The sequence below is a fragment of the Streptomyces sp. NPDC091412 genome (assembly GCF_044756885.1).
Classification (GTDB): domain Bacteria; phylum Actinomycetota; class Actinomycetes; order Streptomycetales; family Streptomycetaceae; genus Streptomyces.
In genome coordinates, this window is sequence record NZ_JBIVTV010000025.1 from 1 (window position 1) to 19,491 (window position 19,491).

Sequence of the window (19,491 nt, forward strand, 5' to 3'; positions counted from 1 at the left end):
CTTTCCGATCCGATTTCCTCGGTGCTTTCCAGGTTTTCGCTTTCGCGTTTCCCTTTCCGGCGGTTCCGACTCTATCAGATCCTTTTTCGGCCTGATCCCCAGTCAGCGGGGTTTGTCCTGGGCTTTTGAGCTTTCGCCCGTCGGCCTTTCGACATTCGCTACGCTAGCCGATTTCCCTGGTGACTCATAATCGAGTCCTTGCGAGTTCGAAATCGGGTACGCGGGCGCACCGAAGACGACCCCGCTGAAGGGGTGATCGTTAGGTAGTGGGTTGGCCGCTCCGGCTGCAGGCGATCGCCGTACCCGGTTCAGCGGCTCGGGCTACGTTACGCACCTTCCGCGGGCGAGTCAACTTCCCCGTCAACTTCGGCGGCGCCTCGGCACATGGGCCCGGTACGGGCTCACCGTCGGGTCGTCGGCGACCCAGAAGCGCCACGGGTGGACGTCGCCGTTGCCGCCCTCGCCGGCCACTCCGGTGCGCGGACCGTTGCGTACCTGATCGGCACGGACGGGTGTACCGGCGAGCATCCGTACAGGGGTGTCGCCGGCGGCGCAGGCGTCGGTGCCGTCGAGGGTCCGGTCCACGGCCAGGGCCATGGCCAGACGGGCCGGACCTTTGGCCAGCTCCTTGTCGTTGCGGGCCGAGAGGCGGCGGGCGCGGGCCAGCTCGGCGCCCTCGACGATCTCGCCGGCGCGGAGCAGGACTCCGCTCGCCCTGCCCTCGGGTCCGCACACCAGGTTCATGCAGTGCCACATGCCGTAGGTGAAGTAGACGTATACGTGGCCGGGGGGACCGAACATCACGCCGTTGCGGTCCGTGCGGCCGCGATAGGCGTGGGAGCCGGGGTCGTTCGGGCCGTCGTAGGCCTCGACCTCCGTCAGGCGCAGGGCGATCGGGCCGTCGGGAGTCGTTCGCACCAGGACGCGGCCCAGCAGGTCGGGGGCGACCTCCACGACGGGGCGGTCGAAGAACTCTCTGGGCAGCGGCGTACGGTCCGAGGGCGCGATCACGCCTCACGAGCGTAGTCCAGCCGGATGGGATCATTGATCGGGAATCATCCAGGAACCGATCAGGAGGTACCGAGGTGACCGAGCTCAAGCGGCGGCCGCTCCCCCACGACTTCCATCCGCCCGTGCCGTCCTTCACGGTCACGAGCGACGACGTCCGGGAGGGCGCGACGCTCGGGGACGCTCAGGTCCACGCGGGCGGGAACACCTCCCCGCAGCTGCGCTGGGCGGGTTTTCCGCCGGAGACCAAGAGTTTCGCCGTGACCTGCTACGACCCGGACGCCCCGACGGGCAGCGGGTTCTGGCACTGGGTGGTGTTCGACATCCCGGCCTCGGCGACCGAGCTGCCTGCGGGTGCGGGCGGCGGCGCGTTCAAGGGGCTTCCCGAGGGCGCCGTGCACGCGCGCAACGACTACGGCACAAAGGACTTCGGCGGTGCCGCGCCGCCGCCCGGCGACGGACCGCACCGGTATGTTTTCACGGTGTACGCCGTGGACCAGGACAGGCTCGGTCCGGACTCGGACGCCTCGCCCGCGGTGGTGGGCTTCAACCTGCGCTTCCACACGCTGGCGCGCGCGCAGCTGATCGGTGAGTACGAGAATCCCGCCGGGGGCTGAGCCGCGCGGCGCGCAGGCCGCCGTTCACTGAACGTTTGCCCGCTTCTGGTCTTGGACGTGGCCGGGGGCGGGCATTTTTATTGCGTTGTCCATCCCGGCGAGCCCGGCCAGAGTTGATCCAGCCCGCCAGGCGGTGGGCCGGCGCTCTTGGGAGGTGGGCTGGGATGCGGGACACGCTGGTGCTGAACGCGAGCTTCGAGCCGCTGTCGACGGTGACGCTGAAGCGAGCGGTCGTGTTGGTGCTCCAGTCGAAGGCCGTGGTCGAGCAGGCCCATCCGGAGCTGCGGCTGCGTGGTGCCGAGGTCGACATCCCCGCGCCCCGGGTCATACGGCTGTGCCGGTATGTGAGGGTGCCCTTCCGAAGACAGGCTCCGTGGTCGCGGCGGGGTGTGCTCGTACGGGACCGGCACCGGTGCGCGTACTGCGGGCGGCGCGCGACGACCGTGGACCACGTGGTGCCGCGGTCGCGGGGCGGGCAGGACACCTGGCTGAACACGGTGGCCTCGTGCGCGGAGGACAACCACCGCAAGGCGGACCGGACTCCGGAGCAGGCCGGGATGCCGCTGCTGCGGGAGCCGTTCGAGCCGACGCCCGCGGACGCGATGCTTCTGGCGCTGGGGCAGGAGGAGTTGGAGGCGCTTCCCTCCTGGCTGGCCCGGTCGGCCGCATAGGCGTACGTCAGTGGGGCCCGCCTTCGTGACGAAGGCGGGCCCCACTGACATGGCGGACCGGACGGGTCAGTCGATGGACGGCTTCTCGCGGCGTTCGGTGGCCGCGGGGGCGTTGCCGCCGCTCGGAGCGCCGCCCAGGGAACCGAAGTTGCCGATGGCTCCGGACAGGCCCTTGAGGGCGTCGCCGATCTCGCTGGGCACGATCCAGAGCTTGTTGGCGTCGCCCTCGGCGATCTTCGGGAGCATCTGGAGGTACTGGTAGGAGAGCAGCTTCTGGTCGGGGTCTCCGGCGTGGATGGACTCGAAGACGGTGCGGATGGCCTGGGCTTCACCCTCGGCGCGCAGGGCTGCGGCCTTGGCCTCACCCTCGGCGCGCAGGATCTGGGACTGCTTCTCGCCCTCGGCGGTGAGGATGGCGGCCTGGCGCGTACCTTCGGCGGTGAGGATCGCGGCGCGCTTGTCGCGGTCGGCGCGCATCTGCTTCTCCATCGAGTCCTGGATGGAGGTGGGCGGTTCGATGGCCTTCAGCTCGACGCGGTTGACGCGGATGCCCCACTTGCCGGTGGCCTCGTCGAGGACGCCGCGCAGGGCCGCGTTGATCTCCTCGCGGGAGGTCAGGGTGCGCTCCAGGTCCATGCCGCCGATGATGTTGCGCAGGGTGGTGACCGTGAGCTGCTCGATGGCCTGGATGTAGCTGGCGACCTCGTAGGTGGCGGCGCGGGCGTCGGTCACCTGGTAGTAGATGACGGTGTCGATGTTCACGACCAGGTTGTCCTGGGTGATCACCGGCTGCGGCGGGAACGGCACGACCTGTTCACGCAGGTCGATGCGGTTGCGGATGGTGTCGATGAACGGGACGACGATGTTGAGGCCCGCGTTCAGTGTCCGTGTGTAGCGGCCGAAGCGCTCGACGATGGCGGCGCTCGCCTGTGGGATGACCTGGATCGTCTTGATCAGGGCGATGAAGACCAACACCACCAGGATGATCAGAACGATGATGACCGGTGCCATCGTTGCTGCCCGTACCCTTCTCCGCCTCGGCTCTTTCGGAAGATCTTACGGTTGTCGAAGATCTTGCTGGTCGAGTCTGACAGACCGTTACCCAACGCGCTGCCTGTTCAGCCCACTTGCGTTGTCGTCTTTGGTGCGAGGTCACATGACGACGGCGGTGGCGCCCTCGATGTCCACGACGTCGACCTGTTCGCCGGCTTCGTAGACGTGATCCGTGTCGAGCGCGCGTGCCGACCAGATCTCCCCGGCGAGCTTGATACGGCCGCCGGAGCCGTCGACGCGCTCCAGGACGACGGCCTGCTTGCCCTTCAACGCGTCCACTCCTGTGGCCAGTTCGGGGCGCTGTTTGCCGTGCCGGGCCGCGATGGGCCGGACGACGGCGATGAGGGCGACCGAGACGACGACGAAGGTGAGCACCTGGACGACGACGCCGAAGCCGAAGCCCGCGACGGCCGCGGCGGCGACCGCCCCCACCGCGAACATGCCGAACTCCGGCATCGCGGTCACCACGAGCGGGATTCCGAGCGCCGCCGCGCCGACCAGCCACCACACCCATGCGTCGATGTTGTTCACATGGTCATGTTAGGCCGCGGGCGGTGACGGCGGACAGGGTGCGGAGTGGGTTCAGGACAGCGGCAGTCCCTGGGCGGTCCAGCGGTCACCGACCTGTTCGACGACGAGCGGGAGACCGAAGCACAGGGAGAGGTTGCGGGAGGTGAGTTCGAGCTCCAGCGGGCCGGCGGCGAGGACCTTGCCCTGGCGGATCATCAGGACGTGGGTGAAGCCGGGGGCGATCTCCTCGACATGGTGGGTGACCATGATCATCGAAGGGGCGATCGGGTCCCGGGCGAGCCGGCCGAGACGGCGGACCAGGTCCTCGCGGCCGCCGAGGTCGAGACCGGCGGCGGGCTCGTCGAGCAGGAGCAGTTCCGGGTCGGTCATCAGGGCGCGGGCGATCAGGGTGCGCTTGCGCTCGCCCTCGGAGAGGGTGCCGAACCTGCGGTCCAGGTAGTCGCTCATGCCGAGGCGGTCGAGGAAGGCGCGGGCGCGCTGCTCGTCGACGTCCTCGTACTCCTCCTGCCAGCCGGCGGTCATGCCGTAGGCGGCGGTCAGCACGGTCTGGAGCACGGTCTGGCGCTTGGGGAGCTTCTCGGCCAGGGCGATGCCGGCCATGCCGACGCGGGGGCGCAGCTCGAAGACGTCGGTGCCGGGCCTGCCGAGCGTCTCGCCGAGGACGGTGGCGGTGCCGCTGCTGGGGAAGAGGTAGGTGGAGGCGACGTTCAGCAGGGTGGTCTTGCCGGCGCCGTTGGGGCCGAGGATGACCCAGCGCTCACCCTCCTTGACCGACCAGGAGACCTGATCCACGAGAGCCCGGCCCTCACGGACCACGGATACGTCCTGAAGCTCCAGAACATCGCTCATGAGCGCGTTGTCTCCCCTTGCAGTGTGCCGCCGGTCTCGGCTGTCGCGTACGCCTGTGGCTGGGTCCGCCGCGCCGGTGGGCGCAGCCCTCACCGAATCTACGCCACGAGCCGGGCGGGCCGTTCCATCGGTCCGGTCCTTAGGGTGGAGGCATGCTCTCGGAACCGCGCTCTGGACGCCTCGCCGCTTGGGGAAACTCCCTCTTGTCCGGATATGTCTCGCCGGACGACGCCGTGCTCGCCATCGTCGGGGACGACGCTGTCCATCGGGTGGAAGGGCTGCCCGGGGAGTCGGGGCCGGTCGGACTCACGTTGGCCCTGGGGCGGCTGCGGCGGCTCGGGGTGGGCGCGCTGCGGGTGGCGCTGCCCGCGCCGGGGCATCCGCTGGGGCTGAGCGGGCCGCCGGAGTTCAACGCGCGGGCGCTGGAGGCCGGGGAGGCGGTGCTCTGCCACGGGGCCGCGTTCGGGCTGGTGCCCCAGGTGCACGAGGCAGGGCCCGAGGGCGATGTGCACGCGGAGGTGCTGTGGCACGTGCTGCCCGTGCGGGAGGCGCCGCCGGCCGACGTGCCGTCACTGGGCGAGGCCGAGCGGGAACTGGCGGAGGCGCTGCGGGAGGCGACTTCGGTGCTGTCGCGGCTGGACGTGGCCGGATCGGGGCCGGTGGCGGAGGCGGCGATCGACGCGTACCGGGCGCGGGCCGAGCGGGGGCAGGAGGTTCTGGCGCCGGGGTATCCAACGCGCGCGGTGCGGGTGCTGGAGCTGGCGCGGCGGGTGGCGCTGCTGGTCTCGCTGGCGTACGAGAACGGGCACGGGGGCGCCGTGAGCGCGTCCGAGATGGCGGCGCGGGGGGCCGCGCTGCGGCCGGTGGAGCGGACGGCTCGGCGGGCGCAGGTGGCGGCGTACAACTCGGTGGTGGAGGAGCGGGAGAAACGGGAGAAAGGGGCGCGCTGACGCGTGGCCCGACCGGCGTCGAGTCTGCCCGCGGACGGCGGAGGGGAACGCGAAACGGCCTCCCGGGGGGAGCCGGGAGGCCGTCGGTCGAGGTGGCTCAGTGGTGGAGGCCGAGGTTGCCGAAGGCGGGGTTCAGGACGCCGATGACGTTGACGCTGTTCCCGACGGCGTTGACCGGGATGTGGACCGGGGCCTGGACGACGTTGCCCGAGACGACGCCCGGGGAGCCCTTGGCGGCGCCGCAGGCCCAGGCCCCGTCGGTGGCGGAGGCCATCGAGGCGCCTGCGGCCACGAGCCCCCCGGCCACCATCGTCACGGCCGCCGCCTTCTTCAGGTTCTTCACTTCCGACCCCTCCTGGTGATCGCCGCGGCGGTCGCCGCGGCACGCACTGGAGAACGGCCGGGGCGCACGGAGGTTGCGCCATCCGGGGGACATTCCCACGACGGTATGAATCTCAGTCCGGAGCGGGACCCTCCGCATTGCCGTCCGCCGGTGGAGTCAGCCGCTCACGCCGTGGCGTACGGCCCACAGCGCGGCCTGGGTGCGGTCCGCCAGGTCGAGCTTCATCAGGATGTTCGACACATGTGTCTTGACGGTCTTCTCGGAGAGCACCAGGGCCCGGGCGATCTCGCGGTTCGAGCGGCCGTCGGCTATCAGGCCGAGCACCTCCCGCTCCCGCTCCGTCAGTGACGTTCCGCGGCTCTGGCCGGAGTTGTTCTCCTCCTGGGACAACAGGGCACCCGCGACCTCCGGTTGGAGGAGGACGTGCCCGGCGTGCACCGAGCGGATGGCGCCGGCGAGAGCGTCGGGGTCCACGTCCTTGTAGACGTACCCGGCGGCTCCCGCGCGCAGCGCCGGGACCACCGTGCGCTGCTCGGTGAAGCTGGTGACGATCAGCACGCGCGCGGGGTTGTCGAGTTCGCGGAGCCGGCGCAGCGCCTCGACCCCGTCCATGACCGGCATCTTGACGTCCATGAGGACGACGTCGGGCCTCAGTTCCTCGGCGCGGGCGACTCCCTCGGCGCCGTCCGCCGCCTCGCCCACGACCTCGATGTCGTCCTGCACCTCCAGAAAGGTGCGCAGGCCCCGGCGGACCACCTGGTGGTCGTCGACGAGCAGCACCTTGATTGCGTCAGCCACCGGGGACCTCCATCTCGATCGCGGTGCCCTTGCCGGGCTCCGATTCCACCGTCAGCCGTCCGCCGACCCCGCTCGCCCGGTCCCGCATGGAGACCAGGCCGAGATGGCGGCCCGCGCGGCGCACCGCCTTCGGGTCGAAGCCGGTGCCGTCGTCGGTGATGCGCAGGACGGCACCGCCGCCACGGCGGTCCAGGGTGACGTGGACGTGGTCCGCCCACGCGTGCCGCAGCGCGTTGTGCAGGCCTTCCTGGGCGACGCGGAGCATGGCCTCCTCCTGCGCGGCCGGCAGGGCGCGGATACCGCGGGTCGTGAAGGTGACGCGCGCGCTGTGGGCGCGGTCGAGGACCTGGATCTGGGTGCGGAGGGTGGCCACCAGGCCGTCCTCGTCGAGGGCGGCGGGGCGCAGCTCCACGACGGCGGCGCGCAGTTCGTCGGCGGCCTCGGCGGCGAGCGCGGCCACCTGCTGCAGTTCGCCCTTGGCGCGCGCCGGGTCGCGGTCGACGAGGGCGGCGGCGGCCTGGGCGGTCAGGCGCAGGGAGAACAGTTTCTGGCTGACCGCGTCGTGCAGTTCGTGGGCGAGGCGGGAGCGCTCCTCGGCGATGGTCAGCTCGCGGCTGCGTTCGTAGAGGCGGGCGTTGGTGAGGGCGATCGCGGCGTGCTGGGCGAGGGTGGCGAGCAGTTCCTCGTCCTCCTCGGTGAAGCCGCAGCCGCCCCGGGGCGTCTCGTGGTTCTTGTTCGCGAGGAACAGGGCGCCGATGACCTCGTCGCCGTCGCGGATCGGCAGGCCCAGGAAGTCGGACATCTCCGGGTGGGCGGCGGGCCAGCCCTCGAAGCGCGGGTCCTCGCGCAGGTCCGCGAGGCGCTCGACGCGGGCCTCGTGCAGCATCGCGGCGAGGATGCCGTGCTGGCGCGGGAGCGGGCCGATGGCCCGCCACTGCTCGTCGCTGACCCCGTCGACCACGAACTGGGCGAAGCCCCCGTGGTCGTCCGGTACGCCGAGGGCGGCGTACTGCGCGTCGAGCAGTTCGCGGGCCGAGGCGACGATCGTCTTCAGGACGTCGCGCACCTCCAGATGCCTGCTCATGGCCAGCAGCGCGGCGCTCACCGCGGCGAGGCCGGACCTGGGGCCTTGACTCATGCCCTCACGGTACCGGCGGGGGTGACGGCGCGGATCGGCCCTGTGGCGGCCGCGCCCCGGTCGCTGGACCTAGGTCCGGCGGCCCGGTACCGGGCGGGCCGGGGCGGCGGCGCATACCGCGTCCTACTCGGAGAATCCGCTCACCCAGCGCGTTGCGACGGCAACCAACGGTGAGAAAACCTCGCCCCCGATGTGAGGGCACCCATAGGACGCAGGTCACGTACGAACGGACATAGGAGACAGCAGGCCCCATCGCGAACGGGACAGACGTTCCTGTCTGTCCTATTTTGTCCGTTCCGCTCCACTATCCGGCTTCGTACGTCACACCTTTGCCAGGGCATTTTGCGGCCGCTAAGAATTGCTCTCGTCGCTCAACGCCGCGGGTTTCCGCTCGCGGCGATTGTGTGGGACGGACCCCCTCCCGCAGTCCGGAGAGCGACCTCCGAGCTACTCGAAGAGGTCTATTTCGCCATGCCCGCAAACTTCCGTCGTCACAGTCGTGCCCTGGCCCAGCCCCGCAAGATCGCCGTCGCCGGCGTCGCCGTCCTCGGTGCGGCCGCAGTGGCCTTCTCGGCCGCACCCAGCCAGGCCGAACCGACGAGCAGCGTCGCCGCCGCCCCGGTGCAGCTCGGCTCCCAGCCGATCCAGGGCGTCAAGGCCAGCGTCACCGACCAGCTCGCGGGCGAGAGCGTGAAGATCCAGGCGATCGCGGCCAAGAAGCAGGCCGCCGTGAAGCAGCAGGCCCGGGCCGCCGCCCTGCACAAGGCCAAGGCCACGTACAAGGCCAAGGCCGCGCACGAGGCCAAGCAGGCCGCGAGCCGGTCCGCCAAGCGCCCGCAGATGCAGACGGTCGCCGTCCACACCAGCTACGGCAACAACCTGGACGGCTGGATCCGGCAGGCGCTCGCCGTCATGAAGCAGCACAACATCCCCGGCTCCTACAGCGGCCTGCACCGCAACATCATGCGCGAGTCCTCGGGCAACCCGAACGCCATCAACAACTGGGACATCAACGCGCGCAACGGCATCCCGTCCAAGGGTCTGCTCCAGGTCATCGGCCCGACCTTCAACGCGTACCACGTGCCCGGCACGTCCAAGAACATCTACGACCCCGTTGCCAACATCACCGCCGCCGCCAACTACGCGGCGCACCGGTACGGCTCCATCGACCACGTCAACAGCGCGTACTGAGGCCGGCACGGACCTCTGACAACACGCCGAAGGGCGGCACCCCACTGCGGGGTGCCGCCCTTCGTGCCGTGACGCGGCGCGGTTACTTGCGCATGACCTCCGGCTCGTGGCGGCGCAGGAAGCGCGCCACCAGGAAGCCGCACACGACACCGAGCGCGATCAGCGCGACCATGTCGATGCCCCAGGCGGAAGCCGTGTGGTCCCACAGCGGGTCGGTGCTCGTCGGATCGTCGGTGTTCGGGGCGATGTTGTTGAAGTCCAGCGTGGTACCGGCGGCGGCCACCGCCCAGCGCGACGGCATCAGGTACGAGAACTCGTTGACGCCGATGGTGCCGTTCAGCGTGAACAGGCAGCCGGTGAACACGACCTGGACGATGGCGAACATCACCAGCAGCGGCATGGTCTTCTCGGCGGTCTTCACCAGCGAGGAGATGACCAGGCCGAACATCATCGAGGTGAAGCCGAGCGCCATGATCGGCAGGCACAGCTCGAACAGTGTGGCGTTGCCCAGGATCAGGCCCTGCTCGGGGATCTCGCGGCTGGAGAAGCCGATCACGCCGACCATCAGGCCCTGGATCACGGTGACCGCGCCGAGCACGATCACCTTGGACATCAGGTACGCCGAGCGGGACAGGCCGGTGGCACGTTCCCGCTCGTAGATGACCCGTTCCTTGATCAGTTCGCGGACGGAGTTCGCGGCGCCCGCGAAACAGGCGCCGACCGCGAGGATCAGCAGCACCGTGGTCGCCGTGCCGTTCGGGACGTGCAGCCCCGTCGTCCGGTTGATCTGCTCGTTGACCAGCAGCCCGCGGTTGTGGTCGATGAGCAGGCTGACCGCGCCGAGCACCGCCGGCAGGATCAGCGAGAGCGCCAGGAAGCCCTTGTCGGAGGCGATCACCGACGCGTACCGGCGGATCAGGGTCATCAGCTGCGAGCCCCAGCCCTGCGGCTTGGGCGGCCTGATGGCCTGCGGCGGAGGCATGTGTACGGACTGCGGCTCGACGGCGTCGACGTCCGCGGCGTACATCTGGTAGTGCTGCGAGCCCTTCCAGCGGCCCGCCCAGTCGTAGTCGCGGTAGTTCTCGAAGGCGGAGAACACATCGGCCCAGGTGTCGTAGCCGAAGAAGTTCAGCGCCTCCTCCGGCGGACCGAAGTAGGCCACGGCACCGCCCGGCGCCATCACCAGCAGCTTGTCGCACAGGGCCAGCTCGGCCACCGAGTGCGTGACGACGAGGACCGTGCGGCCGTCGTCCGCGAGTCCCCGCAGGAGCTGCATGACATCGCGGTCCATGCCCGGGTCGAGACCGGACGTCGGCTCGTCCAGGAAGATCAGCGACGGCTTGGTGAGCAGCTCCAGGGCCACCGAGACGCGCTTGCGCTGGCCGCCCGAGAGGGAGGTGACCTTCTTGTCCTTGTGGACGTCCAGCTTCAGCTCGCGCAGCACCTCGTCTATGCGGGCCTCGCGCTCGGCGGCCGTCGTGTCGGCCGGGAAGCGCAGCTTGGCCGCGTACCTCAGGGCCTTCTTCACGGCCAGTTCCTTGTGCAGGATGTCGTCCTGCGGGACCAGGCCGATGCGCTGGCGCAGCTCGGCGAACTGCTTGTACAGGTTCCGGTGGTCGTAGAGGACCTCGCCCTGGTCGGCGGGCCGGTAACCGGTGAGCGCCTTCAGCAGGGTCGACTTGCCGGAACCGGACGGGCCGATGACTCCGACCAGCGACTTCTCCGGGAGGCCGAAGGAGACGTCCCTGAGGATCTGCTTGCCGCCGTCGACCGTCACGGTCAGGTGGCGGGCGGAGAAGGACACCTCGCCGGTGTCGACGAACTCCTCCAGCCGGTCGCCGACGATCCGGAACGTCGAGTGGCCGACGCCGACGATGTCGGTCGGGCCGAGCTGCACCGAGCCGCCCTTGGGGACCGGGTGGCCGTTGACGTACGTGCCGTTGTGCGAGCCCAGGTCGCGGATCTCGAAGCGGCCGTCGGGCGTGGCGTGGAACTCCGCGTGGTTGCGGGAGACCTGGAGGTCGGAGACGACCAGGTCGTTCTCCAGGGCCCGGCCGATGCGCATCACGCGGCCGAGTGAGAACTGGTGGAAGGTCGTCGGGCTGCGGTCGCCGTAGACCGGCGGCGCCCCCGCGCCGCTGCCGGGGCCCTGCTGCTGCGGGATCGACGGCGCCTGCTGCCCCTGCTGCGGTTCCTGCCAACCGGCCTGCGGGGACTGCTGCTGCGGCGCCTGCTGCGCCCAGCCGGGGTTCGCGCCCTGGGCCGCGTACGGCTGCTGCTGCGGCTGGGCCTGCGGCGTCGCCGCCGGGGCCGCGGCGCCGGAAAGGCTCAGCAGCGGCCCGTCGGTCGCGTTGCCGAGATGGACGGCCGCGCCCGGCCCGAGTTCCAGCTGGTGGATCCGACGGCCCTGCGCGAAGGTGCCGTTGGTGCTCCCGTGGTCATCGATGACCCAACTGCGACCGTTGAAGCTGACCGTGGCGTGACGCCAGGAGACCCTGGCGTCGTCGAACACGATGTCCCCCTGCGGATCGCGTCCCAGGGTGTAGGACCGGGACGGGTCGAGCGTCCAGGTCCGTCCATTGGTTTCCAGTACGAGTTCCGGCACTCCAAGCCCCACTGAGTTGTCCCCCGAGTTGCCCCCGTCGCGGGGAGTCTAGGGATGTCGAACATCGTGGGGAACTATTTCAGGCTCAGCCCACTGACCGAAAGCCGGGCCTTGTGAAGAGTGTGTACGTCCGCTTCGGCTGCTTTTTTGCCTACAGGGTTGAAACCCGGCCGGAGAGTGGTATTTCACGCGGGGGAGGACATGCGCGGCGGCCGGGCCGCGCCGCGGATCGGGGGGTCTGCCATGAGCGCTGCCACGGACGTAGGGACCGCGAGGCACGGTGCACGCCTGCCGTGGCTCGACGTGCTGCTGTCCGCGATCGCCTCCGTGAGCTGGGCGTTGATCGGCATGGCGGGCACGGCCGCGCTCGGTCTGCATCTGCTGCGGGCCGACGCGGCGGGTTCGCTCGGGCCGATGACCGCCGCGGTGGTGGCACTTGGGGCGGGTGGTTCGGTCACGCCGTCCGGTGATGTGTCCGCGTTCGGCCTGAAAGGCGCCGAGGCGCACACCGCCCTCCAGATCACGCCACTCGGGGTGAGCCTGGTCGGTGCGCTGCTGCTGTCGTGGTGCTTCCTACGGTCCTTGCGCGCGGCGGGAGTTGAGATAACCCCGGCCGAACTCCTGGCCCGGGCGGGCGCGGTGGTGGCGCTGTTCGTGGCGGTGCTGGGCGGGCTGGCCTGGGCGGGCCACGACGTCGTCACGATCGACGGAGGCGCGCTCGGGCTGGGCGGGCTGCCGGGCGGCGCGGGATCCGGCGGCGTGAGCATTCCGGGGCTCGGCGACCTGGGGAACATCGGCGGGCTCCTGCCCGACCGCATCGGCAGGCTCATCGACGCCAAGGCCGCGGTCGGCTTCACCGTCGACACGGGGCCGACCCTGCTGGGCGGGCTCGCCTGGTCGGCCGGGGTCCTGCTGATCGCGCTGCTCGCCTCACGCCGCACGCCGCTGCCGCGCGGCTGGGAGGCCGTGCACCGGGTGGTGCGGCCCGCCGTGTCGGCGCTCGTCACGGTGCTGATGGTCGCCGTGGCGGCGGGTCTCGCGGCGGCCGCGTACGCGGCGACCGGCGACGACCACCCCCGGCGGATCGCGGGCGCGGCACTGCTCGGCACCTCCAACGGGGTGTGGCTCGGCATCACGATCGGCCTCTTCGTCCCCTGGGACGGCAGGGCGACCGGCGAACTGACCGGGCTCCTGCCGGACCCGCTGGACAGACTGCTGACGGCGCACTCCGACCAGCCGGTCACGCTGTCCCGTCTGGCCGACCTGGACGGCCGGGTGTGGCTGCTGGGCGTCGCGGCGGCGCTGGTGATGCTGCTGGCGGGAGTGCTGACGGCGGTACGGACTCCGGTGGGGGCGGCGCCGGACCGCGGCGTCCTCGGCTTCGCGGGGCGGTGCGCGCTGCGGCTGGGCGTCGCCACGGCGCTGGCGCTGCCGCTGCTCGCGTGGCCGGCGGGGGTGTCGGTGGACGCGTCCTTGTCCGTCCTCGGCTTCGACGCGTTCGGCGCCGGGGTGGAACTGCGCGGGCATCTGGGCACGGCGCTGCTGCTCGGCGCCGTGTGGGGGGCCGGTGCGGGCGCCGTGGGCGCCCTGCTGGCGAGCGCGACCGGCGCCGCCGGCAGCCGTGCGGCGCCCTTGGCACGGAGTGACAAGACCGTCGCGGAAGGGGCCGCCTCGGGGGCCGGGGCCGCGGAGGGGGCCGGGGCCGCGGAGGGGGCCGGGGCCGCGGAGGGAGCCGGGGCCGCGGAGGGAGCCGGTCACGGGATACGGACCGCCACGAACGAGGCCGGAGGGCCCGGCCGTACGAGCGGACCCGGCCCCTACGCGTCGGGGACCCCCTACGCACCAGGGACGCCGTACCGCCCGCCGAACCCGTCCACCAACCCGTACCTGCGCCTACCGGACGAACTGCGAGCCCCGCAGGACGCCCGTCCCGAGGAGACCCGCCCAGGGGACGCACGCCCGCCGGACGGCCGAGCTCGGTACGGCGGGGCGGAGTCCACCGAGGCGGGCGAACGCGGCGGCCGCGGCGGCGGGTGGGCTCGGCCGGGTCCGCAGGACGACCGAGGCCAGTCCGGCCGGGGCGAGCCCGCCGAGCCGGAAGGGCCGGGCCGACCGGGCCGACCGGGCCGACCCGGCGGCGGACGGGACCGGCCGGCGGACTCGGGCGGGCCGCGAGGCCGGCAGGACGCCGATTCGGCGGGCCGACGTCCGCCCGACAGCCGCAGGCAGACCGGTTGGGCGAAGCCCACCGAACCGGAGGGACCAGGCGAACGAGGCGGACCAGGCAGCGGGCGGGCTCGGCCAGGTCCGCAGGACGACCGAGGCCAGTCCGGCCAGGCGGAGCCCGCCGAGCCGGGCGGACCGGGCGGACCGGGCCGACCGGGCGGCTGGCGGGACCGGCCGGCGGACTCGGGCGGACCGCCAGACCGGCAGGACGCCGATTCGGTGGATGGCCGTCCGCCCGATGGCCGAAGGCGATCCGGCCGGGCGGAGTCCGTCGAGCCGGGTGGGGCGGGCGGACCTGGCGGTGGGCAGGATCGGCCGGCGGATTCGGGCGACGATGTGTACGGGGCGCCGACGGTGGTGGGACCTGTGCGGCCGCTCCCGCCTCCGCGGCCGCCGAAGCGGCCCCCGGGCGCGCAGGACGATGGGCCGCCGCCTCCGCCCAGGCCGCCGCGGTCCCCGAAGAAGTGAGCACCGGACGGCAGGCGGGCCGTCGTCCGGTGGACACCTGTTGTTCGCTGTCCGTCAGGCGGACCTGAGGGGCAGCGGGCACTGGGTGCCGGATACGGTGGAAGCACCATGAGCGCTTCGCAGACCTCTGCCGATCCCACCCTCCTCGTCAAGATCTTCGGGAAGGACAGGCCGGGCATCACGGCCGGCCTCTTCGACACCCTCGCCGCCTACTCCGTCGACGTGGTCGACATCGAGCAGGTCGTCACCCGTGGCCGGATCGTGCTCTGCGCGCTCGTCACCCAGCCGCCCGCCGCGCTGGAGGGCGACCTGCGGGCCACCGTGCACAGCTGGGCCGAGTCGATGAAGATGCAGGCGGAGATCATCTCCGGCCGCGGCGACAACCGGCCGCGCGGCCTCGGACGCTCCCTGGTCACCGTTCTCGGCCACCCGCTCACCGCGGAGGCGACCGCTCGGATCGCCGCGCGGATCACCCGGGCCGGCGGCAACATCGACCGTATCTTCCGGCTGGCCAAGTACCCGGTGACGGCAGTGGAGTTCGCGGTGTCCGGCGTGGAGACGGAGCCGCTGCGCACCGCTCTCGCGACGGAGGCCGCGGCACTCGGTGTCGATGTCGCGGTCGTCGGGGCGGGCCTGCACCGGCGGGCCCAGCGCCTGGTCGTCATGGATGTGGACTCCACGCTCATCCAGGACGAGGTGATCGAACTGTTCGCCGGGCACGCCGGCTGCGAGGACAAGGTCGCCGAGGTGACGGCGGCGGCGATGCGCGGCGAGCTGGACTTCGAGCAGTCGCTGCACGCCCGTGTGGCACTGCTGGAGGGGCTGGACGCCTCCGTGGTGGACAAGGTGCGCAGCGAGGTACGCCTGACGCCGGGCGCGCGCACCCTGATCCGTACGCTCAAGCGGCTCGGTTACCAGGTCGGTGTCGTCTCGGGCGGCTTCACCCAGGTCACGGACGATCTGAAGGAACGGCTCGGGCTGGACTTCGCGCAGGCCAACACCCTGGAGATCGTCGACGGGAAGCTGACCGGCCGCGTCACCGGCGAGATCGTCGACCGGGCGGGCAAGGCACGGCTGCTGCGCCGGTTCGCCGCCGAGGCGGGCGTTCCGCTGTCGCAGACGGTCGCGATCGGTGACGGCGCGAACGACCTGGACATGCTCAACGCGGCCGGTCTCGGGGTCGCCTTCAACGCCAAGCCGGTGGTACGGAAGGCGGCGCACACGGCGGTGAACGTGCCGTTCCTCGACACCGTCCTCTACCTGCTCGGGGTCACCCGCGAAGAGGTCGAGGCGGCGGACGCGCACGAGGAGAGCTGAGCGGTCCGCGCCGGCCGCCTCCCGCCCTGCCGCCGGACTACTCCGACGGCGCCCAGTAGTCGAGCAGTGTGGCCACACCCGGCTCCAGGGCCTTCCAGGAGCCGTCGAAGGACACCACGGCGAACGCGGCGGCCGGGAATCCACGGCGGCTCATCCGTTCGCGGGCGTCGCCCTCGGCCGAACCGGACAGCACCTCGGCAAGGCCCTGGATGCCCGGGTTGTGGCCGATGAGGATCACGCTCCGCACATCGTCCGGCGTCTCGTTGAGCACGGTGATCAGCTCACCGGGCGAGGCGTCGTAGACCCGCTCCTCGTAGACCGTCTTCGGCCGATGCGGCAACTCGTGGACGGCGAGCTTCCAGGTCTCGCGGGTTCGGGTCGCGGTCGAGCACAGGGCCAGGTCGAAGGCGACACCGGCGTCGGCCAGTTTGCGACCGGCGACTGCGGCGTCCTTGCGGCCCCGCTCGGCGAGTGGTCGTTCGTGGTCGGTCACCTGCGGCCAGTCGGCTTTCGCATGCCGGAAAAGGACAATCCTGCGGGGTTCTGCGACGCTCATGCGTCCCAGCTTCGCATGAAACAGGCCATGGGGCGCAGGGAGTTGACATGCGCCTTCTCAGGCGGGGCGGGCGGCCCGGGACCATGAGCCGGGGACAGCGTCCGGGGCTCCCCCCGTGGGCGTCAACGGGCGAGCAGTTCCCTGGCGTGCCGGAACATCTGGGTGATCGCGGGGTCGCCGGAGGCCGCCTGCGCGTCCGCCGGGTTGCGGATCAGGAGGAGCAGCGCGACGAACGCCAGCACCGGCAGGGCCAGGGCCCACCACGGCAGCCGGGAGTCGACGCCGGCGCCCGTGGTCGCCGGGTGGGGCCGGGTGTGCGTACGCGCCGACATGATCGCCTCCGCTGGTCTCCGAGGTCCGCGGACCGCCTCTCGCGGTCACATCTCGAAGCTACGGAATCCGCGCTCCCCGGCCCATCCGGTGATCCACCCACTTGCCCCTGACCCTCACCCCCTAGGGGATGGGGGGTTAACCCCACCATCGACCCCGAGGACGAGCCTCACCGGCCGGCGGACGTCACGGGACGCACATACGGCGCGGGGAAAGCGACCGCCGCCGCGGCGCGGGGCCGCGGCGGCAGGTCGGTCACGGCGCCGCGAGGGTGGCGACGATGGCGATGATCACGAAGATGGCGAAGAACGTGCCGAGGACGAACAGCATCTTCCTCTGGCCGTCCTTGGGGTTCGGGTCGAGCACAGGCTGCATGCGCCCCAGTCTCGCACCCTTCGCCCGGAACGCGGCCCGCGGGGCCGCCTCAGCGCGCCGCCTCTTCCTCCACCGTGCGGTCGCGGCCCGCCACGTAACCGACCACCATCTGCGGCACCATCAGTCCGGCCATGAGCGCGATGGGCAGCCCCCAGCCGCCGCTGCTCTGGTACAGCACGCCGACCAGCAGCGGACCCGGGATGGAGATCAGGTAGCCGGTGCTCTGCGCGAACGCGGACAGCTGGGCCACGCCCGGACCGGTCCTGGCCCGCATGCCCACCATCGTGAGCGCGAGCGGGAAGGCGCAGTTGGCGATGCCGAGGAGCAGGGCCCAGGCCCAGGAGCCGGTGGCGGGCTCGAGATAGAGACCGGAGTAGCCGACCAGGCCGCAGACGCCGAGCACCAGCACGATCGGGCCCTGGTGGGGCAGCCGGGTGGCCAGGCGCGGGATGACGAAGGCCAGCGGCACGCCCATCGCCATGGTGACGGCGAGGAGCAGTCCGGCCTTGCCGGCGGGGACGCCCGCGTCCCGGAAGATCTGCGCCATCCAGCCCATGGTGATGTAGGCGGCAGTGGCCTGGAGTCCGAAGAAGACGGCCAGGGCCCAGGCGGTACGGCTGCGGGCGATGCGCAGCGCCGGGGCCTGCGCCTCCCGCGCGCGGGCCGTTTCCCCGGACGCGGCTCCGGTGCGGGCCGGCGCCTGCGCGGTGGACCGGGACCGGTCCCGTACCACCGGCAGCCACGGCAGCACCGCCACCGCGGCGAGCAGGGCCCACACGGAGAGCCCGGACCGCCAGTTGCCGCCGAGCGCCCCGGTCAGCGGCACGGTCACCGCGGCGGCGGCCGAGGTGCCGAGGGCGAGGGCCATCGAGTACAGGCCGGTCATGGTGCCGACCCGGTCGGGGAACCAGCGCTTGACGATGACCGGCATCAGGACGTTGCTGACGGCGATGCCCATGAGGGCCAGCGCGCTGGCGGCGACGAACGCGGCCGTGCTGCCCACGTAGGGCCGTACCGCCAGTCCGGCGGCGATGGCGACCATGCCCGAGCACACCACGGCGGCCGGTCCGAAGCGGCGGGCCAGCCGGGGTGCCATGACGCCGAAGACGGCGAAGCAGAGCGGGGGCACGGAGGTGAGCACTCCGGCCACGCTGCCGCTCATGCCGAGCCCGTGGCGCACCTCCTCCAGGAGCGCGCCGAGGCTGGTGATGGCGGGGCGGAGGTTCAGCGCGGACAGCACGAGGCCGACGACGACCAGGCGCGTCATCCACGCGCGCGTGGCGCCGCCACCGGACACTCGCCGTCCGTGCGGTTCCGGCTCCGGGATGTCCCGGGAACCGGTGGTCGCGGCCGGGATGCGTTCGGTCGTCGGTGTCGTCGTGCGGGTCGTTTCCTCGCGTGGCATGAGCACCATCATAGAATGATGGGATGATTGGTTGTCGACGCCTCGGGGCCCTGACCCCGGGTCCCGCGTGCGAAGGTGTGCCATGCCACTGACCCATCCGCGCCGGTCGGCGCTGTCCGAACAGGTCATCGCCGCCCTGCGCAGCCAGATCACCACGGGCGAGTGGCCGGTCGGCTCCCGCATCCCGACGGAGCCGGAGCTGGTGGAGCAACTCGGTGTGGCCCGCAACACGGTCCGCGAGGCGGTCCGGGCGCTGGCCCACAACGGCCTGCTGGACATCCGCCAGGGTTCGGGCACGTACGTCGTGGCGACCAGCGAGCTGGCGGGCGTGATGCACCGCAGGTTCGCCGAGGCGGATCCGCGGCACATCGCCGAACTGCGCTCAGCGCTGGAGTCGGCCGCGGCCGGGCTGGCCGCCGAGCGGCGCACCGAGAAGGACCTCAAGCAGCTCCACGCGCAGTTCCTGCGCCGCGAGCAGGCCTGGGAGTCCGGTGACACGGAGGCGTTCGTGACCGCGGACGCCACGTTCCACCTGGCGGTGGTGGCCGCGTCCCACAACGACGTCATGACGGCGACGTACGCGGATCTGGGCGAGGTGCTGCGGGACTGGCTGCGCGCGGACATCGGCGCGGAGCTGACGCCGGACACGTACATGGACCACACCCGGCTGCTCGACGCGATCCGTGAGGGCGACGCCGAGACGGCCGCCGCCGAGGCCGCGAGCTACGCGCTGCTGTGCCGTACGGGCCGGATCACTTCGCCCGCCGGCAAGTGACCCGCACCGAGCGCACCTCCTTCCGGAAGCGGCCGGTCGTCCGGACGGCCCGCGCGGGCCGTCCGGCCACCGGGGAGGCGTCGCTGTCGAGGTTCCACCACCGGTCGCACTCGATGTGCGGGCCGACGCGGTCGGTCCCGGGACACGGGTTGCGGCAGTAGGCGGTCACCTGGGAGCCGGAGACGGTGGCACGGCGGCCGGCACCGGACGGCTCCGGCGCCGCGGGCGGACCGGCACACCCACGCGCATGCGTGCGCGGCGACGCCGCGACGGCCACTGCCACTG

At 71.8% G+C, this 19,491-nt stretch carries 19 protein-coding genes and 1 pseudogene; 7 read left to right on the forward strand and 13 right to left on the reverse strand.

What is annotated here, in order from left to right; translation table 11 throughout:
• Nucleotides 1-360: 360 nt before the first annotated feature.
• A complete protein-coding gene (locus ACIQMV_RS34905; protein WP_402597170.1) occupies nt 361-1,011 on the reverse strand; it encodes a DNA-3-methyladenine glycosylase in 651 nt (216 codons plus the stop codon).
• Between the two features lie 74 nt (nt 1,012-1,085).
• Between ACIQMV_RS34905 and ACIQMV_RS34910 the strand changes: the two genes are divergently transcribed.
• A complete protein-coding gene (locus ACIQMV_RS34910; RefSeq protein ID WP_141362278.1) occupies nt 1,086-1,625 on the forward strand; it encodes a YbhB/YbcL family Raf kinase inhibitor-like protein in 540 nt (179 codons plus the stop codon).
• A gap of 164 nt (nt 1,626-1,789) precedes the next feature.
• Nucleotides 1,790-2,296: an HNH endonuclease gene (locus tag ACIQMV_RS34915; RefSeq protein ID WP_402597171.1), complete on the forward strand. Its 507-nt coding sequence runs from the start codon at nt 1,790-1,792 to the stop codon at nt 2,294-2,296.
• Nucleotides 2,297-2,362: 66 nt separating this feature from the next.
• Here ACIQMV_RS34915 and ACIQMV_RS34920 read toward each other — a convergent pair whose 3' ends face one another.
• From ACIQMV_RS34920 to ACIQMV_RS34930, 3 genes are all read right to left on the reverse strand, one after another.
• Nucleotides 2,363-3,307 carry an SPFH domain-containing protein gene (locus ACIQMV_RS34920; protein WP_141362274.1) on the reverse strand — a complete coding sequence of 315 codons (945 nt, stop codon included), beginning with the start codon at nt 3,305-3,307 and terminating at the stop codon, nt 2,363-2,365.
• A 141-nt stretch (nt 3,308-3,448) separates the two neighbouring features.
• Nucleotides 3,449-3,880: an NfeD family protein gene (locus ACIQMV_RS34925; RefSeq protein WP_141362272.1), complete on the reverse strand. Its 432-nt coding sequence runs from the start codon at nt 3,878-3,880 to the stop codon at nt 3,449-3,451.
• A gap of 51 nt (nt 3,881-3,931) precedes the next feature.
• Nucleotides 3,932-4,729, reverse strand: coding sequence for an ABC transporter ATP-binding protein (locus ACIQMV_RS34930; RefSeq protein ID WP_141362270.1), 798 nt, complete (start codon nt 4,727-4,729; stop codon nt 3,932-3,934).
• A gap of 152 nt (nt 4,730-4,881) precedes the next feature.
• Here ACIQMV_RS34930 and ACIQMV_RS34935 point away from each other — a divergent pair, with 152 nt between their 5' ends.
• The gene (locus tag ACIQMV_RS34935) at nt 4,882-5,679 is read left to right on the forward strand and encodes a hypothetical protein (protein WP_402597172.1); all 798 of its coding nucleotides are present in this window, start codon (nt 4,882-4,884) and stop codon (nt 5,677-5,679) included.
• 97 nt (nt 5,680-5,776) lie between these two features.
• On the opposite strand, the gene chpE is transcribed toward ACIQMV_RS34935, so the two are convergent.
• The 3 genes from chpE to ACIQMV_RS34950 all read right to left on the reverse strand — a co-directional run bounded on the left by chpE (nt 5,777) and on the right by ACIQMV_RS34950 (nt 7,958).
• The gene (gene chpE, locus ACIQMV_RS34940) at nt 5,777-6,022 is read right to left on the reverse strand and encodes a chaplin ChpE (protein ID WP_402597173.1); all 246 of its coding nucleotides are present in this window, start codon (nt 6,020-6,022) and stop codon (nt 5,777-5,779) included.
• A 156-nt stretch (nt 6,023-6,178) separates the two neighbouring features.
• On the reverse strand, nt 6,179-6,820 hold the full coding sequence (locus tag ACIQMV_RS34945) for a response regulator transcription factor (protein ID WP_141362264.1): 642 nt from the start codon (nt 6,818-6,820) through the stop codon (nt 6,179-6,181).
• A complete protein-coding gene (locus ACIQMV_RS34950; protein WP_402597174.1) occupies nt 6,813-7,958 on the reverse strand; it encodes a GAF domain-containing sensor histidine kinase in 1,146 nt (381 codons plus the stop codon). The genes ACIQMV_RS34945 and ACIQMV_RS34950 overlap by 8 nt, the downstream gene beginning before the upstream one ends.
• Nucleotides 7,959-8,429: 471 nt before the next feature.
• Here ACIQMV_RS34950 and ACIQMV_RS34955 point away from each other — a divergent pair, with 471 nt between their 5' ends.
• Entirely contained in the window at nt 8,430-9,149 is a 720-nt protein-coding gene (locus tag ACIQMV_RS34955) for a transglycosylase SLT domain-containing protein (protein WP_402597175.1), read from the forward strand.
• Between the two features lie 82 nt (nt 9,150-9,231).
• On the opposite strand, the gene ACIQMV_RS34960 is transcribed toward ACIQMV_RS34955, so the two are convergent.
• A complete protein-coding gene (locus tag ACIQMV_RS34960) occupies nt 9,232-11,754 on the reverse strand; it encodes an FHA domain-containing protein (RefSeq protein ID WP_402597176.1) in 2,523 nt (840 codons plus the stop codon).
• Nucleotides 11,755-11,997: 243 nt separating this feature from the next.
• Here ACIQMV_RS34960 and ACIQMV_RS34965 point away from each other — a divergent pair.
• Both ACIQMV_RS34965 and serB read left to right on the forward strand, forming a co-directional pair.
• Nucleotides 11,998-13,878: pseudogene (locus ACIQMV_RS34965) on the forward strand (streptophobe family protein); the annotation flags it as partial.
• Nucleotides 13,879-14,556: 678 nt separating this feature from the next.
• Nucleotides 14,557-15,765 carry a phosphoserine phosphatase SerB gene (gene serB / locus ACIQMV_RS34970; protein ID WP_402597177.1) on the forward strand — a complete coding sequence of 403 codons (1,209 nt, stop codon included), beginning with the start codon at nt 14,557-14,559 and terminating at the stop codon, nt 15,763-15,765.
• A 37-nt stretch (nt 15,766-15,802) separates the two neighbouring features.
• On the opposite strand, the gene ACIQMV_RS34975 is transcribed toward serB, so the two are convergent.
• The 4 genes from ACIQMV_RS34975 to ACIQMV_RS34990 all read right to left on the reverse strand — a co-directional run bounded on the left by ACIQMV_RS34975 (nt 15,803) and on the right by ACIQMV_RS34990 (nt 18,431).
• Nucleotides 15,803-16,321 carry a SixA phosphatase family protein gene (locus ACIQMV_RS34975; protein ID WP_388472444.1) on the reverse strand — a complete coding sequence of 173 codons (519 nt, stop codon included), beginning with the start codon at nt 16,319-16,321 and terminating at the stop codon, nt 15,803-15,805.
• A 122-nt stretch (nt 16,322-16,443) separates the two neighbouring features.
• Entirely contained in the window at nt 16,444-16,653 is a 210-nt protein-coding gene (locus ACIQMV_RS34980) for a hypothetical protein (protein WP_141362254.1), read from the reverse strand.
• Nucleotides 16,654-16,906: 253 nt separating this feature from the next.
• Nucleotides 16,907-17,026, reverse strand: a complete 120-nt coding sequence (locus ACIQMV_RS34985) for an SGM_5486 family transporter-associated protein (protein WP_263637344.1) — start codon at nt 17,024-17,026, stop codon at nt 16,907-16,909.
• A 49-nt stretch (nt 17,027-17,075) separates the two neighbouring features.
• On the reverse strand, nt 17,076-18,431 hold the full coding sequence (locus tag ACIQMV_RS34990; RefSeq protein ID WP_402597178.1) for a CynX/NimT family MFS transporter: 1,356 nt from the start codon (nt 18,429-18,431) through the stop codon (nt 17,076-17,078).
• Nucleotides 18,432-18,513: 82 nt separating this feature from the next.
• On the opposite strand from ACIQMV_RS34990, the gene ACIQMV_RS34995 reads away from it, so the two are divergent.
• The gene (locus ACIQMV_RS34995) at nt 18,514-19,206 is read left to right on the forward strand and encodes a FadR/GntR family transcriptional regulator (RefSeq protein WP_402597179.1); all 693 of its coding nucleotides are present in this window, start codon (nt 18,514-18,516) and stop codon (nt 19,204-19,206) included.
• On the opposite strand, the gene ACIQMV_RS35000 is transcribed toward ACIQMV_RS34995, so the two are convergent.
• Nucleotides 19,184-19,491, reverse strand: a 308-nt coding sequence (locus ACIQMV_RS35000) for a hypothetical protein (protein WP_402597180.1), incomplete at its 5' end; no start/stop codon positions are given. The two genes, ACIQMV_RS34995 and ACIQMV_RS35000, sit on opposite strands and share 23 nt — an antisense overlap.